This window comes from Stenotrophomonas lactitubi (assembly GCF_002803515.1).
Classification (GTDB): Bacteria; Pseudomonadota; Gammaproteobacteria; order Xanthomonadales; family Xanthomonadaceae; genus Stenotrophomonas; species Stenotrophomonas lactitubi.
This window is the reverse complement of sequence record NZ_PHQX01000001.1, coordinates 628,691-643,107: the sequence shown is the minus strand read 5'-3', so window position 1 is coordinate 643,107 and position 14,417 is coordinate 628,691. Positions and strand designations below refer to the sequence as shown.

Annotated in this window: 14 protein-coding genes; 4 read left to right on the top strand and 10 right to left on the bottom strand. The window is 65.4% G+C overall.

The annotated features are described in order from the left end of the window. Window positions 1-128: 128 nt before the first annotated feature. From ispH to murJ, 5 genes are all read right to left on the bottom strand, one after another. Window positions 129-1,079 (bottom strand): 4-hydroxy-3-methylbut-2-enyl diphosphate reductase, encoded by a 951-nt coding sequence (gene ispH, locus CR156_RS03015; protein WP_089239586.1) that lies wholly within the window; start codon window positions 1,077-1,079, stop codon window positions 129-131. A 27-nt stretch (window positions 1,080-1,106) separates the two neighbouring features. Further along, the gene (lspA, locus tag CR156_RS03010) at window positions 1,107-1,631 is read right to left on the bottom strand and encodes a signal peptidase II (RefSeq protein WP_100551860.1); all 525 of its coding nucleotides are present in this window, start codon (window positions 1,629-1,631) and stop codon (window positions 1,107-1,109) included. Beyond that, window positions 1,631-4,462 (bottom strand): isoleucine--tRNA ligase, encoded by a 2,832-nt coding sequence (gene ileS / locus CR156_RS03005; RefSeq protein ID WP_100551859.1) that lies wholly within the window; start codon window positions 4,460-4,462, stop codon window positions 1,631-1,633. The genes lspA and ileS overlap by 1 nt, the downstream gene beginning before the upstream one ends. Further along, the gene (locus CR156_RS03000) at window positions 4,459-5,406 is read right to left on the bottom strand and encodes a bifunctional riboflavin kinase/FAD synthetase (protein ID WP_100551858.1); all 948 of its coding nucleotides are present in this window, start codon (window positions 5,404-5,406) and stop codon (window positions 4,459-4,461) included. The genes ileS and CR156_RS03000 overlap by 4 nt, the downstream gene beginning before the upstream one ends. Before the next feature lie 75 nt (window positions 5,407-5,481). Next, window positions 5,482-7,086 (bottom strand): murein biosynthesis integral membrane protein MurJ, encoded by a 1,605-nt coding sequence (gene murJ / locus CR156_RS02995; RefSeq protein ID WP_100551857.1) that lies wholly within the window; start codon window positions 7,084-7,086, stop codon window positions 5,482-5,484. Between the two features lie 116 nt (window positions 7,087-7,202). On the opposite strand from murJ, the gene rpsT reads away from it, so the two are divergent. Next, a complete protein-coding gene (rpsT, locus tag CR156_RS02990) occupies window positions 7,203-7,472 on the top strand; it encodes a 30S ribosomal protein S20 (RefSeq protein WP_025873851.1) in 270 nt (89 codons plus the stop codon). 215 nt (window positions 7,473-7,687) lie between these two features. Here the strand turns inward: rpsT and obgE are convergent, their stop codons facing one another. From obgE to rplU, 4 genes are read right to left on the bottom strand one after another with little or no spacing between them, the layout of a single operon-like run. Then, window positions 7,688-8,743 carry a GTPase ObgE gene (gene obgE, locus CR156_RS02985; RefSeq protein WP_025873852.1) on the bottom strand — a complete coding sequence of 352 codons (1,056 nt, stop codon included), beginning with the start codon at window positions 8,741-8,743 and terminating at the stop codon, window positions 7,688-7,690. Beyond that, window positions 8,740-8,877, bottom strand: a complete 138-nt coding sequence (locus CR156_RS22845) for a hypothetical protein (RefSeq protein WP_157804331.1) — start codon at window positions 8,875-8,877, stop codon at window positions 8,740-8,742. The genes obgE and CR156_RS22845 overlap by 4 nt, the downstream gene beginning before the upstream one ends. A gap of 43 nt (window positions 8,878-8,920) precedes the next feature. Next, window positions 8,921-9,184: a 50S ribosomal protein L27 gene (gene rpmA, locus CR156_RS02980; RefSeq protein ID WP_089239574.1), complete on the bottom strand. Its 264-nt coding sequence runs from the start codon at window positions 9,182-9,184 to the stop codon at window positions 8,921-8,923. An 11-nt stretch (window positions 9,185-9,195) separates the two neighbouring features. Continuing rightward, window positions 9,196-9,513, bottom strand: a complete 318-nt coding sequence (rplU, locus tag CR156_RS02975) for a 50S ribosomal protein L21 (RefSeq protein WP_004148331.1) — start codon at window positions 9,511-9,513, stop codon at window positions 9,196-9,198. A 342-nt stretch (window positions 9,514-9,855) separates the two neighbouring features. Between rplU and uvrA the strand changes: the two genes are divergently transcribed. Both uvrA and CR156_RS02965 read left to right on the top strand, forming a co-directional pair. After that, window positions 9,856-12,852, top strand: a complete 2,997-nt coding sequence (uvrA, locus tag CR156_RS02970; RefSeq protein WP_100551856.1) for an excinuclease ABC subunit UvrA — start codon at window positions 9,856-9,858, stop codon at window positions 12,850-12,852. Beyond that, window positions 12,852-13,259 (top strand): acyl-CoA thioesterase, encoded by a 408-nt coding sequence (locus CR156_RS02965; protein WP_100551855.1) that lies wholly within the window; start codon window positions 12,852-12,854, stop codon window positions 13,257-13,259. The genes uvrA and CR156_RS02965 overlap by 1 nt, the downstream gene beginning before the upstream one ends. 69 nt (window positions 13,260-13,328) lie before the next feature. On the opposite strand, the gene CR156_RS02960 is transcribed toward CR156_RS02965, so the two are convergent. Further along, on the bottom strand, window positions 13,329-13,685 hold the full coding sequence (locus CR156_RS02960) for a winged helix-turn-helix transcriptional regulator (RefSeq protein WP_100551854.1): 357 nt from the start codon (window positions 13,683-13,685) through the stop codon (window positions 13,329-13,331). A gap of 51 nt (window positions 13,686-13,736) precedes the next feature. Between CR156_RS02960 and gstA the strand changes: the two genes are divergently transcribed. Beyond that, window positions 13,737-14,414 (top strand): glutathione transferase GstA, encoded by a 678-nt coding sequence (gstA, locus tag CR156_RS02955; RefSeq protein ID WP_223880008.1) that lies wholly within the window; start codon window positions 13,737-13,739, stop codon window positions 14,412-14,414. The last annotated feature ends 3 nt before the right edge of the window (window positions 14,415-14,417 follow it).

Below are 14,417 nucleotides of genomic sequence, written 5' to 3'. Positions count from 1 at the left end.
CCGCATCCACGCATGGCGTGGATCTACTGGAAAGCGGAGGAGTACCGGGTAGATCCACGCCATGCGTGGATGACATGCATCCCGAAGCCGTGCGAACCAAGGTTCGCACCCACCCGTAGCGCTATCGGTCAGTCAACCAACCGCAGGCGCAGTTCCTTCGGCAGCGCGAACACCATCGATTCCGGCTCGCCGTCCAGCTCACCGATGCCGGAAGCCCCCAGCTCGGCCAGACGCGCCAGCACGCCATCGACCAGCACCTGCGGCGCCGACGCACCGGCGGTCACGCCGATATGCTGCTTGCCGAGCACCCAGGCCGGGTCGATCTCGTGGGCACCGTCGATCAGGTAGCTCTCCACGCCTTCACGGCGGGCCAGCTCGCTCAGACGGTTGGAATTGGAGCTGTTCGGCGAACCGACCACCAGCACCAGGTCGCAGCGCTTGGCCAGGTCGCGCACGGCGTCCTGGCGGTTCTGCGTGGCGTAGCAGATGTCGTCGTTCTTCGGCCCCTGCATCGCCGGGAAGCGCGCGCGCATGGCTTCGATGATGCCGCGCGTGTCGTCCACCGACAGCGTGGTCTGGGTGGTGTAGGCGAAGTTTTCCGGCTGGTTGATCTGCAGCGTGGCCACCTGCTCCACGTCCTCGACCAGATAGATCTGGCCGGTGCCCGCCTCGCGGTTCCACTGCCCCATCGTGCCTTCCACTTCCGGATGGCCGGCATGGCCGATCAGCACCACGTCACGGCCGGCACGGCAGTGACGGGCGACTTCGAAATGAACCTTGGTCACCAGCGGACAGGTGGCGTCGAACACTTTCAGGCCACGACGCTCTGCTTCCAGGCGTACGGCCTGGGAAACACCGTGGGCGCTGAAGATGACGGTGTTGTTGTCCGGCACTTCGTCGAGTTCTTCGACGAAGATCGCGCCGCGCTGCTTCAGGTCATCAACCACGAAGCGGTTGTGCACCACTTCATGGCGGACATAGATGGGCGCGCCGAGCGTTTCGATCGCGCGCTTGACGATCTCGATCGCACGATCGACACCGGCACAGAAACCACGCGGGTTGGCGAGCAGCACATCCATCAGTTCAGTCTCCCGGCAGCGGCCGGCTTACGGTTTCGGGTTGGCATTATCCGCCTTTTTGGCGGACTTGCCGTCGAACAGGCCGAACAGGGCGATGCCTACGGCACCCACCACGATGGCCGAATCGGCGATGTTGAACGACGGCCAGACATGCTCGCCGACGTACCACTGGATGAAATCCACCACATGACCATGCACCTGGCGGTCGATCACGTTGCCGATCGCACCGCCGATGATCAGTGCATAAGGCACGGCGGCCTTCCAGTTGCCACGGGCGGTAGCACGCAGCCACCAGGCCATCAGGCCGCTGATGGCGATCGCCAGAACGGTGAAGAAATGCTTCTGCCAGCCACCGGCGTCGCTCAGGAAGCTGAACGCTGCACCCGTGTTGTAGGTGCGGTACCAGTTCCAGAAGCCGTCGATGACCACCACCGGCTGGAACTCCGGCAGGCTCGACAGCACCCAGGCCTTCGACCACTGGTCCAGGCCGATGATGACTGCCGACAGCAGCAGCCAGATCAGTGCGTTGGGATGCGGGCGCGGGGCGGCCATCAGAACCAGCTCCGCACTTCGCCGGCACCGGCGATGTTGGTCACGCAGCGACCGCACAGTTCCGGGTGGTCGGCATTGCTGCCAACGTCGGCACGGTGGTGCCAGCAGCGCACGCACTTGGACTTCTGCGTCGGCTGGGCGCTGACGAACACCTCGTCGGTGGTCGCCGGGCGCACCTGCACGTCACCGCTGATGAACAGGAAACGCAGTTCATCGGCCAGCGGCTGCCAGCGTGCGGCCTGGTCTTCGCTGGCGGCGATGGTGATCTCCGCTTCCAGCGCGGCGCCGATCGCACCATTGGCGCGCATCGGCTCCAGCACCTTGGCCACCTGTTCGCGCACGGCCAGCAGCTGGTCGAAGTCGGCAGCGCTGAGCTGTGCCTCGGCCGGCAGCGGTGCCAGGCCCTCGTACCAGGTGGTGAACAGCACGTGGCCGGCACGGTCACCCGGCAGGTAACCCCAAAGCTCGTCGGCGGTGAAGGTCAGGATCGGCGCCACCCAGCGGGTGAACGCTTCGGCGATGTGGTACATCGCGCTCTGCGCCGAACGACGACCATCCGAATCGGTCGGCATCGTGTACAGGCGGTCCTTGGTCACGTCCAGGTACAGCGAGCCCAGGTCCACGCTGCAGAAGTTCAGCAGCAGCTGCACGATCTCGGCCATGTCGTAATTGTCATACGCCGCCTTGATCTTCTCCTGCAGCTCCCAGGCGCGGTGCACGATCCAGCGGTCCAGCGCGACCATCTCGTTGAGCGGGCGCAGGTGCTGGGCCGGATCGAAACCGTCCAGGTTGCCCAGCAGGAAGCGGGCGGTGTTGCGCAGGCGACGGTAGGCGTCGGCGGTGCGCTTGAGGATTTCCTGCGACAGCGACATCTCGTTGCTGTAGTCGGCCGAGGCGATCCACAGGCGCAGGATGTCCGCGCCCAGCTTGTTCATGATTTCCTGCGGCTCGATGCCGTTGCCCAGCGACTTGGACATCTTGCGGCCGTGCTCGTCCACGGTGAAACCGTGGGTGAGGCACTGCTTGTACGGCGCGTGCTTGTCGATGGCCACGCCGGTCAGCAGCGAGGACTGGAACCAGCCGCGATGCTGGTCGGAGCCTTCCAGGTACAGGTCGGCCGGCTTGCCGAAGCCACGCGCGGCCAGCACTGCTTCATGGGTCACGCCGGAATCGAACCAGACGTCGAGGATGTCGGTGACCTTCTCGTAGTCGGCCGCTTCAGCGCCCAGCAGTTCAGCCGCATCCAGCGAGTACCACACGTCGATGCCTTCGGCTTCAACGCGGTCGGCGACCTGCTGCATCAGCTCCACCGAACGCGGGTGGATCTCGCCGGTCTGGCGGTGGGTGAACAGTGCGATCGGCACGCCCCAGGTGCGCTGGCGCGAGATCGTCCAGTCCGGGCGGCCGTCGACCATGCTCTGGATGCGCGCCTTGCCCCAGCTCGGGAACCAGCCGACGGTGTCGATGGCGGCCAGCGCATCGTTGCGCAGGTTGGCCTTGTCCATCGAAATGAACCACTGCGGGGTGGCGCGGAACACAACCGGCGTCTTGTGCCGCCAGCAGTGCGGGTAGCTGTGGCGGATCTCGACGAAGGCCAGCAGTGCGCCGCTGTCACGCAGCACCTGCACGATCGCCTCCTGCGCCTTCCACAGGTGCTGGCCAGCCAGCACCACGTCCCCGGCCGGCGGGGTCGATTCCAGGTAGACGCCACGGCCGTCGATCGGAGTGATCTGACCGGCGTTGTACTTGTCCAGCAGGCCGTATTTCTGGCTGACCACGTAGTCTTCCTGGCCGTGGCCGGGCGCAGTGTGCACCGCACCGGTACCGTCCTCGTCGGACACGTGTTCGCCGTTGAGCACGAGGATCTCGCGCTCCGGGTAGAACGGGTGCGCCAGCAGCTGGTTTTCCAGTGCCGAACCTTCGGCTTCACCATGCAGCACCACCGCGTCCACGCCGTAGCGCTGCAGCGACCGTTCGGCCAGGGCCGCGGCCAGCACCAGCCAACGGCGCTTGCCGTTGTGCGCCGGGCCTTCGGCCAGCACATAGCGGATGTCCGCGCCCAGCGACACCGCCAGCGAGGCCGGCAGCGTCCACGGGGTGGTGGTCCAGATCGGCACGGCCACTTCGACATCGGCCGGCAGGCTGACGCCGAACGCCTGCGCCACCGCCTGTGCATCACGTGCGGCGTAGGCCACGTCGATCGCCGGCGAGGTCTTCTCGTGGTACTCGATCTCGGCTTCGGCCAGAGCCGAGCCGCAGTCGAAGCACCAGTACACCGGCTTGGCGCCGCGCAGCAGATGGCCGTTGGCCACGATCTTGGACAACGCGCGGATCTCGTTGGCCTCGAAATCGAAGCTCAGGGTCTTGTACGGGTTGTCCCAGTCGCCGGTGACGCCCAGGCGCTTGAAGTCAGCGCGCTGGATGTCGATCTGCTCCTCGGCGAACTCGCGGCACTTCTGCCGGAACTCGACCGCATCGAGCTTCACCCCGACCTTGCCCCACTTCTTTTCCACCGCGATTTCGATCGGCAGGCCATGGCAGTCCCAGCCCGGCACGTAGGGCGCATCGAAGCCGGCCAGGTAGCGCGACTTGACGATGATGTCCTTGAGGATCTTGTTGACCGCATGGCCCAGGTGGATGCGCGCATTGGCGTACGGCGGGCCGTCATGCAGCACGAACAGCGGGCGGCCGGCGGCGTTGTCGCGCAGCTGCTGGTAGAGCCCCTGCTCTTCCCAGCGCGCCAGAATGCCCGGCTCGCGCTTGGGCAGGTCGCCGCGCATCGGGAATTCGGTGGCCGGCAGGTTGAGGGTGGTCTTGTAGTCCTGGCTCACGCAGTGGCTCGCAATCTATGTTCGGAAAGGATGGCACGCGCCTGTTCGGCGTCGCGGTGCATCTGGTCGGTCAGCGCCGCCAGACCGTTGAATTTCTCTTCGTCACGCAGCTTGGCGACGAATTCCACTTCGATGTGGCGCCCGTACAGGTCGCCCTGGAAATCGAACAGGTGCGCTTCCAGCAGCGGCTCCACGCCGTCCACGGTCGGCCGGGTACCGAAGCTGGACACCGACGGCCACGGCTGGTCGAACACCCCGTGCACCCAGGTCGCGTAGATGCCCGACAGCGCCGGGGTCTTCGGGAACCGCAGGTTGGCGGTGGGGAAGCCCAGCGTACGGCCGAGCTGGCGCCCGCGCACCACCCGCCCGCTGATCGAGTAGGGACGCCCCAGCAGATCGCCGACACGGGCGAAGTCGCCTTCCTGCAGCAGCTGGCGGATACGGGTGCTGGAGATGCGATCACCATGCAGGTCGACCGCTTCGATTTCACCGGCGCTGAAACCGAGCTCAGCGCCCAGCGCCTGCAGCAGGGCCAGATCGCCACGGCGACGGTTGCCGAAACAGAACTCCGGCCCGATCCAGACCTCGCGGGCGTTCAAGCGCTGGGCCAGCAGCTGGCGTACGAATGCCTCGGCCGGCATTGCCGCCATCGCCGCGTCAAAGCGCAGCAGGCCGATCGCATCGACGCCCAGTTCGCGCAGGATCTCGACCTTGCTGCGGGCCAGGGTCAACCGCGGCGGCGGCGTGCCCTGGGCGAAGAACTCGCGCGGCAACGGCTCGAAGGCGACCGCCACCGCAGCCACACCCAAGGCGCGCGCGCGCGCGACCGCGTGCCGCACCAGCGCACGATGCCCCAGGTGGAGGCCGTCGAATGCACCGATGCAGACCACGCTTCCGTTGGGGAACAGCTCCCCGCCCTCGACGCTTCTGAACAGCCTGCTCATCAACTCTCGTTCCGGCCGGCCCAAGCCCGCCGTTTCAATGGTGTAACCCTGAAGTATAGCCGCCGGGAGCCACGATCAATGCCCACGCAGGTCGCGCGGGCGGAAGCCCATCGCCACCATCGCCAGCAGATAGGTCAGCCCGCCACCGCCGACCAGCAGGCCGAGGGCACCGATCCGTTCCCACACGCCCATCGACGAGAAGCCAGGCAGCCAGTACAGCAGGGCCAGCAGCACGCCGACCATCGCCGTACACGCCAGCAGCAGGCGCAGCAGGTAGCCGCCCCAGCCCGGGCGCCGCTGGTAGACATCGGTCTTGCCCAGCCAGTACCAGAGCAGCCCCAGGTTCAGGTAACTGGACAGCGCGCTGGCAATGCCCAGCGCCAGGTGCAGGCCAGGCTGCTTGCCGAGGGCGGCCATCACCCCCTGCGCCTTCAGCTCATCGGGCACCATCACCTGGTACAGCACCGCCAGCAGGGCGAAGTTGAACACCATGTTGGCCACCAACGCGGCGACACCAGCACGCACCGGCGTCCTGGTGTCCTGGCGCGCGTAAAAGGCCGGCAGCACCACTTTCAGCAGCGCGAAGGCCGGCAGGCCGAAGCTCAGGCCGTACACCGACAGCGCCGTCATGCGGGTGTCGAAGGCGGTGAACTGGCCGTGCTGGAAGATCGTGGAGATCAGCGGCTCGGCCAGCAGCAGCAGGCCGAGCATGGCCGGCACCGAGATCAGCAGGGTCATGCGCAAGCCCCAGTCCAGCGAGCGCGAGAAGCCTTCGCGGTCGGTGCTGACATGATGCCGGGCCAGCGCCGGCAGGATCACCGTGCCCAGGGCCACGCCGAACACGCCCAACGGCAGTTCCAGGAAGCGATCGGCCAGCGACAGCCAGGATTGCGAACCATCGGTCAGCTTGGCGGCGATGACGGTATCCAGCAGCAGGTTGATCTGCGCCACTGACGAGCCGAACAGGGTCGGCACCATCAGCGTCATCACCTTGCGCACGCCCGGATGGTTCCAGCCCCAGCGCGGCAGGGTCAGCAGGTCGATGCCCTTCAACGAAGGCAGCTGGAACAGCAGCTGCAGCAGGCCGGCGGCCAGCACGGCCCAGCCCAGGGCGAGGATCTGCTTTTCCGGCGTGCCACCCAGCCGCGGCGCCAGCCACAGCGCGCCGGCGATCATGCACAGGTTGAGGATGACCGGGGTCAGCGCCGGCATCGCGAAGCGCTGGAAACTGTTCAGCGCACCACCGGCCAGGGCGGTCAGCGAAACGAACAGCAGGAACGGGAAAGTCAGGCGGAACAGGTCAATCAGCAGGCCCTGCTTGGCAGGGTCGGTGTCGACGCCACTTGCGAAGACCGACGCCAGCTGCGGCGCGAAGATCAGCGCCAGCGCGGTGACCAGCATCAGCACGCCGCCCAGGGTGCCGGCAGTGCGGGCCATCAGTTCACGCAGCTCGGCGTGGCTGCGGGTTTCCTTCACCTCGGTGAACACCGGCACGAATGCGGTGGCAAAGGAGCCCTCGGCGAACAGCCGGCGCAGGAAATTGGGTATCCTGAAGGCGACCCAGAAAGCATCGGTGATGGCGTTGGTGCCGAAGGTCGAGGTCACCACCTGGTCCCGGACCAGGCCGAGAACCCGCGAGACCATGGTCATGCTGCTGAACGACAGCAGGCCCCGCAACATCTTGGGTGAACTCACTCAACGTCCCTCTTGACAATCGACTTGACGTACATTTCTTACGCCATCATACTAGCTAGCTTGCTGTTCCCATAACACCGATTTTTCAGGAAACCACCACCGTGGCCAATATCAAGTCCGCCAAGAAGCGCGCCAAGCAGACCGTCGTGCGCAACGCGCGCAACGTGGCTCAGCGCTCGATGCTGCGCACCGCTGTCAAGAAAGTGATCAAGGCGCTGGACGCCAACGATGCCGCCGGCGCTCAAGCCGCCTTCGCCGTTGCCCAGCCGATCCTGGATCGTTTCAGCGCGCGTGGCCTGATCCACAAGAACAAGGCTGCTCGCCACAAGAGCCGCCTGAACGACCGCATCAAGGCCCTCCAGGCCGCCTGATCCGGTTGGTTGCTGGAGCCCCGGCTCCGGCAGCACGCAAAAGCCCGGCTTCGGCCGGGTTTTTTGTTGCCTGCAGTTTCCGCCTCTGTAGAGCCGAGCCCATGCTCGGCTGGCCGCGCGAACAGCAGCCGAGCATGGGCTCGGCTCTACAGAAGAGCGGCACCCACAAAAAACCCGGCCGAAGCCGGGTTTTTTCGCGGGAACCGCAACAGGCATTACTGCGCGTTGCGTGCCGCCTCGAGCTCGTCTTCCTTCTGGCGATCGAAGAACGCCATGATCCGGCTCATGATCGGGAAGGTGCCCTCGCGACCCAGTGCGGACACCAGGAACCACGGCTCCTTCCAGCCCAGCTCGGCCACGATCTTCTCGGCGGCGGCCTTGGCCTCGTCCTCGAACATCAGGTCGGCCTTGTTCAGCACCAGCCAGCGCGGCTTGGCCAGCAGCTCCGGATCGTGCTTTTCCAGTTCGCGCTCGATGGCACGCACCTGCTCGACCGGGGAAACACCTTCCACACCACCTTCCATCGGCGAGATGTCGACGAGGTGCAGCAACAGGCGGGTGCGCTGCAGGTGGCGCAGGAACTGCGCGCCCAGGCCGGCACCGTCGGCAGCACCCTCGATCAGGCCCGGAATATCGGCGATCACGAAGCTGCGGTAGTTTTCCACCTTCACCACACCCAGGTTCGGGTACAGCGTGGTGAACGGGTAATCGGCCACCTTCGGCGTCGCCGCCGAGACGGCGCGGATCAGGGTGCTCTTGCCGGCATTGGGGAAGCCCAGCAGGCCGACGTCGGCCAGCAGCTTCAACTCCAGCTTCAGCGTGCGCTCTTCACCCGGCTCACCCGGCAGCGCCTGGCGCGGCGAGCGGTTGGTGGAGCTCTTGAAATGCATGTTGCCGAGGCCGCCGCGGCCGCCCTTGGCCACCAGCAGGCGGTCGCCATGCTGGGTCAGGTCGCCGATGATTTCATCGGTGGCCACGTTGATGATCACGGTGCCGACCGGCACGGTAATGACCATGTCTTCGCCGCCCTTGCCATAGGCCTGGCGGCCCATGCCGTTCTCGCCGCGCTGCGCCTTGAAGATGCGGTCATGGCGGAAGTCGACCAGGGTGTTGAGGTTTTCGTCGGCGCGGATCCACACGCTGCCGCCCGCACCGCCGTCGCCGCCGTCCGGGCCGCCGAGCGGAATGAACTTCTCGCGACGGAAGCCAATGCAGCCGTTGCCGCCGTTGCCGGCGAACACTTCGATTTCTGCTTCGTCTACCAGTTTCATTGTTTCGATGCCTGCGATGGGCGCGGCATGCACGCCGCCACCTTGATGTAGTGCCGGCCGCTGGCCGACAACCGGGCGATGCCCGTTTTACCATTGATTCCAACGAAAAGCCCCGCCGAAGCGGGGCTCTTCATGCAGCGTCTCCATGCCGGGGCATGGGCGCCGGCCGTTGCCTTATCAGGCTTCGACCGAGACGACGCTGACAGTGCGACGCTTCTTCGGGCCCTTCACGGTGAACTCCACCTTGCCGTCCGTCAGGGCGAACAGGGTGTGGTCACGACCGAGGCCGACGCCGGAACCCGGGTGGAACTGGGTGCCGCGCTGACGCACGATGATGTTGCCGGCTTCGATGGCCTGGCCGCCGAAGATCTTGACGCCGAGGTACTTCGGGTTGGAGTCGCGACCGTTGCGCGAAGAGCCTACGCCTTTTTTATGTGCCATGACCTATCTCCTTACTTGCTGCCACCGGCAATGCCGGTGATCTCGATTTCGGTGTAGTACTGACGGTGACCCTGGCGCTTCATGTGGTGCTTACGGCGACGGAACTTGATGATCCGGACCTTGTCGGCACGACCCTGGGACAGGACGGTGGCAGTGACCGCAGCGCCGCTCAGGGCGTCGCCGATCTTGATGCCATCGCTGTCGCCGAGCAGCAGGATGTTGTCGAACTTGATCTCGCTGCCGACTTCGACTTCGAGCTTTTCAATGCGGAGCTTTTCGCCCTGCGCCACGCGGTATTGCTTACCGCCGGTGACCAGTACTGCGTACATGACCAGACTTCCTCTGTAGTTATTGTGGTCTATGGACTGCCGCCGTCGAGGGCGGACAGGAGCGGAATTGTACGTGGACCACCGGGGACGGGTCAAGTCAACCCCTGGGCGGGGCCTGCGGGGACCTGTCCCCCGCCCTCAGTAGAGCCGAGCCATGCTCGGCTGAACGGTTCGGGGTCCGGCCAGCCGAGCATGGCTCGGCTCTACTGGCCGTCTCACGAGGTGAGACACCGGGCTGGCATTGTCGCCCATTGCCCCCATCTGGTCACCTCGGTAGGCTGACCGATTGCCGCCCTCTCGCTGGCCCGGCGGCCCAGCCACGCCCCCACAACCGGATTCCCCATGGCGATGGATTTCATCCGCATCCGCGGCGCGCGGACGCACAACCTCAAGAACATCGACCTCGACCTGCCTCGCGACAAACTGATCGTGATCACCGGCCTGTCCGGTTCGGGCAAGTCATCGCTGGCGTTCGACACCATCTATGCCGAGGGCCAGCGGCGTTACGTCGAGTCCCTGTCGGCGTATGCGCGGCAGTTCCTGAGCGTGATGGAAAAGCCGGATCTGGACCATATCGAAGGCCTGTCCCCGGCGATCTCGATCGAGCAGAAGTCGACCTCGCACAACCCGCGCTCGACGGTCGGCACGATCACCGAGATCTACGACTACCTGCGCCTGCTGTACGCACGTGTCGGCACCCCGCGTTGCCCCGACCACGGCTATCCGCTGGAAGCGCAGACGGTCAGCCAGATGGTCGACCACATGCTGACGCTGGACCCGGAACAGCGCTACATGCTGCTGGCGCCGGTGATCCGCGACCGCAAGGGCGAGCACGCGCAGGTGTTCGACCAGCTGCGCGCGCAGGGTTTCGTGCGTGTGCGCGTCGATGGCGAACTGTACGAAATCGATGCGGTGCCGCCGCTGGCACTGCGCCAGAAGCACACCATCGAAGCGGTGATCGATCGCTTCCGCCCGCGCGAAGACATCAAGCAGCGCCTGGCCGAGAGCTTCGAAACGGCCTTGAAGCTGGGTGATGGCATGGCGTCGGTGCAGTCGCTGGACGACGCCGGTGCGACCCCTACCCTGTTCTCGTCCAAGTATTCCTGCCCGGTCTGCGACTACTCGCTGCCCGAACTGGAGCCGCGCCTGTTCTCGTTCAACGCACCGATGGGCGCCTGCCCCGGTTGCGATGGACTGGGCATGGCCGAATTCTTCGATCCCTCGCGCGTGGTGGTGCATCCCGAGCTGTCGCTGGCTGCCGGTGCCGTGCGCGGCTGGGATCGCCGCAATGCCTATTACTTCCAGTTGATCGCCTCGCTGGCCAAGCACTACAAGTTCGACACCGACGCGGCGTGGAACTCGCTGCCGGCCAAGGTGCAGCAGGCCGTGCTGTACGGCAGCGGCGAGGAAGCGATCACCTTCACCTACTTCACCGAGGCCGGTGGCCGCACCCAGCGCAAGCATCGCTTCGAAGGCATCATTCCCAACCTCGAACGCCGCTACAAGGAAACCGAGTCGGCGGCGGTGCAGGAAGAGCTGGGCAAGTACATCAGCGAGCATGCCTGCCCCGAGTGCAACGGCGCACGCCTGAACAAGGCCGCGCGCAACGTGTTCGTGGCCGATCGCCCGCTGCCGGAACTGGTGGTGCTGCCGATCGATGAAGCGCTGAAGTTCTTCAGCGAACTGAGCCTGCCGGGCTGGCGCGGCGAGATCGCTGCGAAGATCGTCAAGGAGATCGGTGAGCGTCTCGGCTTCCTGGTCGATGTGGGTCTGGATTACCTGACCCTGGAGCGCAAGGCCGACACCCTGTCCGGTGGCGAGGCACAGCGCATCCGCCTGGCCAGCCAGATCGGTGCCGGCCTGGTGGGCGTGATGTACGTGCTCGATGAGCCGTCCATCGGCCTGCACCAGCGCGACAACGAGCGCCTGCTGGGCACCCTCACCCGCCTGCGCGACCTCGGCAACACGGTGATCGTGGTCGAGCATGACGAAGATGCGATCCGCCTGGCCGACTACGTGCTGGACATCGGGCCGGGCGCGGGTGTGCATGGCGGCGAGATCGTCGGCCAGGGCAGCCTGCAGGACCTCCTCGATGCACCGCGTTCGCTGACCGGCCAGTACCTGTCGGGCAGGCGCGCGATCAAGATCCCGGCGCGCCGGCACAAGCCGAACCCGAAGATGACCCTGCATCTGCGTGGTGCCACCGGCAACAACCTGAAAGGCGTGGACCTGGCCATTCCGGCGGGGCTGCTGACCTGCGTGACCGGCGTGTCCGGCTCGGGCAAGTCGACCCTGATCAACGACACCCTGTTCTCGCTGGCTGCCAACGAGATCAACGGCGCCTCGCACCCGATCGCGCCTTACAAGGAGATCGATGGCCTGGACCTGTTCGACAAGGTGGTGGACATCGACCAGTCGCCGATCGGCCGCACCCCGCGTTCGAACCCGGCCACCTATACCGGTCTGTTCACTCCCCTGCGCGAGCTGTTCGCACAGGTGCCCGAATCGCGTGCGCGCGGTTATTCGCCGGGCCGCTTCAGTTTCAACGTGCGTGGTGGCCGCTGCGAGGCCTGCCAGGGCGATGGCCTGATCAAGGTCGAGATGCACTTCCTGCCGGACGTGTACGTGCCCTGCGACGTCTGCCATGGCAAGCGCTACAACCGCGAAACGCTGGAGATCCTGTACAAGGGCTTCAACATCAACGACGTGCTGGAAATGACCGTCGAAGATGCGTTGAAGCTGTTCGAGCCGGTACCGTCCATCGCCCGCAAGCTGGAAACCCTGGTCGATGTCGGCCTGAGCTACATCAAGCTGGGCCAGAGCGCGACCACGCTGTCCGGTGGTGAAGCGCAGCGCGTGAAGCTGTCCAAGGAACTGTCGCGCCGCGATACCGGCCGCACTCTGTACATCCTCGACGAGCCGACCACCGGCCTGCACTTCCACGACATCGAGGCACTGCTCGGCGTGCTGCACAAGCTGCGCGACGAGGGCAACACGGTGGTGGTGATCGAGCACAACCTGGACGTGATCAAGACCGCGGACTGGATCGTCGATCTGGGTCCGGAAGGCGGTCATCGCGGTGGCACCATCCTGGTGACCGGCACGCCGGAAGACGTGGCCGCTTGCCCGGATTCGTACACCGGCCAGTTCCTCGCCCGGATGCTGCCCTCCACTACTGCGCGACCGGACCAGCCCGCCGCCGTGGCCAACAAGCCCGATGCGCGCCCGCCGCGCAAGGTGAAGCCCGAGAAGCCGGCAAAGAAGGCAGCCGCCGCCAAGAGCACCGGCAAGGCCAGCAAGACCGCCACGGCCGGCACCAAGAAGAAGAAGGACGCCTGATGAGCAGCGAACACAAGATCCTGGCCCGCATTCCGATCAGCGTGCGCTGGCGTGACATGGACAGCATGGGCCACGTCAACAACGCCAAGTACATCTCCTACCTGGAAGAGGCGCGCGTGCGCTGGATGCTGGGCGTGGATGGCGTGTCGATGACCGACCGCATCGCACCGGTGGTGGCTGCCACCAACGTCAACTACCGCTTGCCGATCGTGTGGCCCAACGACATCCTGGTCGAGCTGTTCGTCGAGCGCCTGGGCAACAGCAGCGTGACCATCGGTCATCGCATCGTCGACCAGCAGGATGAGTCGAAGCTGTATTCGGACGGCAACGTGGTGGTGGTGTGGATGGACACGCAGACCGGCAAGAGCGCGCCGCTGCCGGAGGCGATCCGCAACGCTTCCAGCTGAGCAGCCCAATCACTGCACCCGCGAAGGCCGCCCCCATGGGCGGCCTTTTCGTTGCTGGAAGAAGATCGCTCAGCCCGCTGGCTCGGCGCCGAATTTCAGTTCATTGCCAACCTGTGCGATTGCATGGATCGCGGGCAACAACCGTGCGCCCAGGCGGGTGAGTTCGTACTCAATGGAAGGGGGCGAGGTGTCCCTTTCATGACGTGTGACCAGACCTTTCTGCTGCATGTCCCGAAGGCGCGCGGTCAGCGTCTTGGCCGTCACCGGCGCCAGGTCCACACGCAGCTCGCCGAATCGTCGCGGCCCAGCACTCAATGACCAGATGATCTCCGCCGTCCATGTGCCGGCAAGCAACGCCATGCACTTGCTCAACGGACACACACTGTCCGGATCTACTGCCCGGTTCTTCCGCACCTTGAGCCCCATGTTCTTCCGCTCCTTCGACGGGTATCCATATGGAAACCCGATTCTCGCGTCATGTCGCAGCAAAGCGCTCCGACCACCGTTTCCCCGCAGCATACTTCCGGGCACTCCCCCCACGATGAAACGACGATGAAGCTTTACTACACGCCGGGCACCTGCTCGCTTGCCGCCCACATCCTGCTGCGCGAACTGGGAATCCGCTTCGAGCTCGATCGCGTCGATCACTCGACCAAGCGCACAGCGCAGGGCGAAGACTTCCTGCATATCAATCCCAAGGGGTATGTCGCCGCACTTCGGCTGGACAACGGTGAGGTCCTCACCGAAGGCGCCGCGATCCTGCTTTACCTCGCCGATGTCGCCGGCGTGGAATTCTCGGTACCGACAAGTGCGATCGGTGCGGCGCGACTTCACGAATGGCTGATCTACGTTGCTGCGGAACTGCATCCGACGTTCGGCCCCTTGTTCCACCCGGAGTCGCCCGAGGCGCGGGAGAAGGCCCAGGACCGGCTGCATACCAAGCTCGACTACATCGAAGCGATGCTGTCCGACAACCGCCGCTACCTGCTGGGCGGGTCCATTTCCATCGCCGATCTCTATCTGTTCGTGGTTGTCGGCTGGACGGCGCACCTGGGCATCGATACCACGCCATGGCCACACCTGCAGGCACTGCTGCTGCGGATTGGCGAGCGACCCGCCGCGAAAGAGGCGATGGCGTTCGAAGGACTCATCTGAATC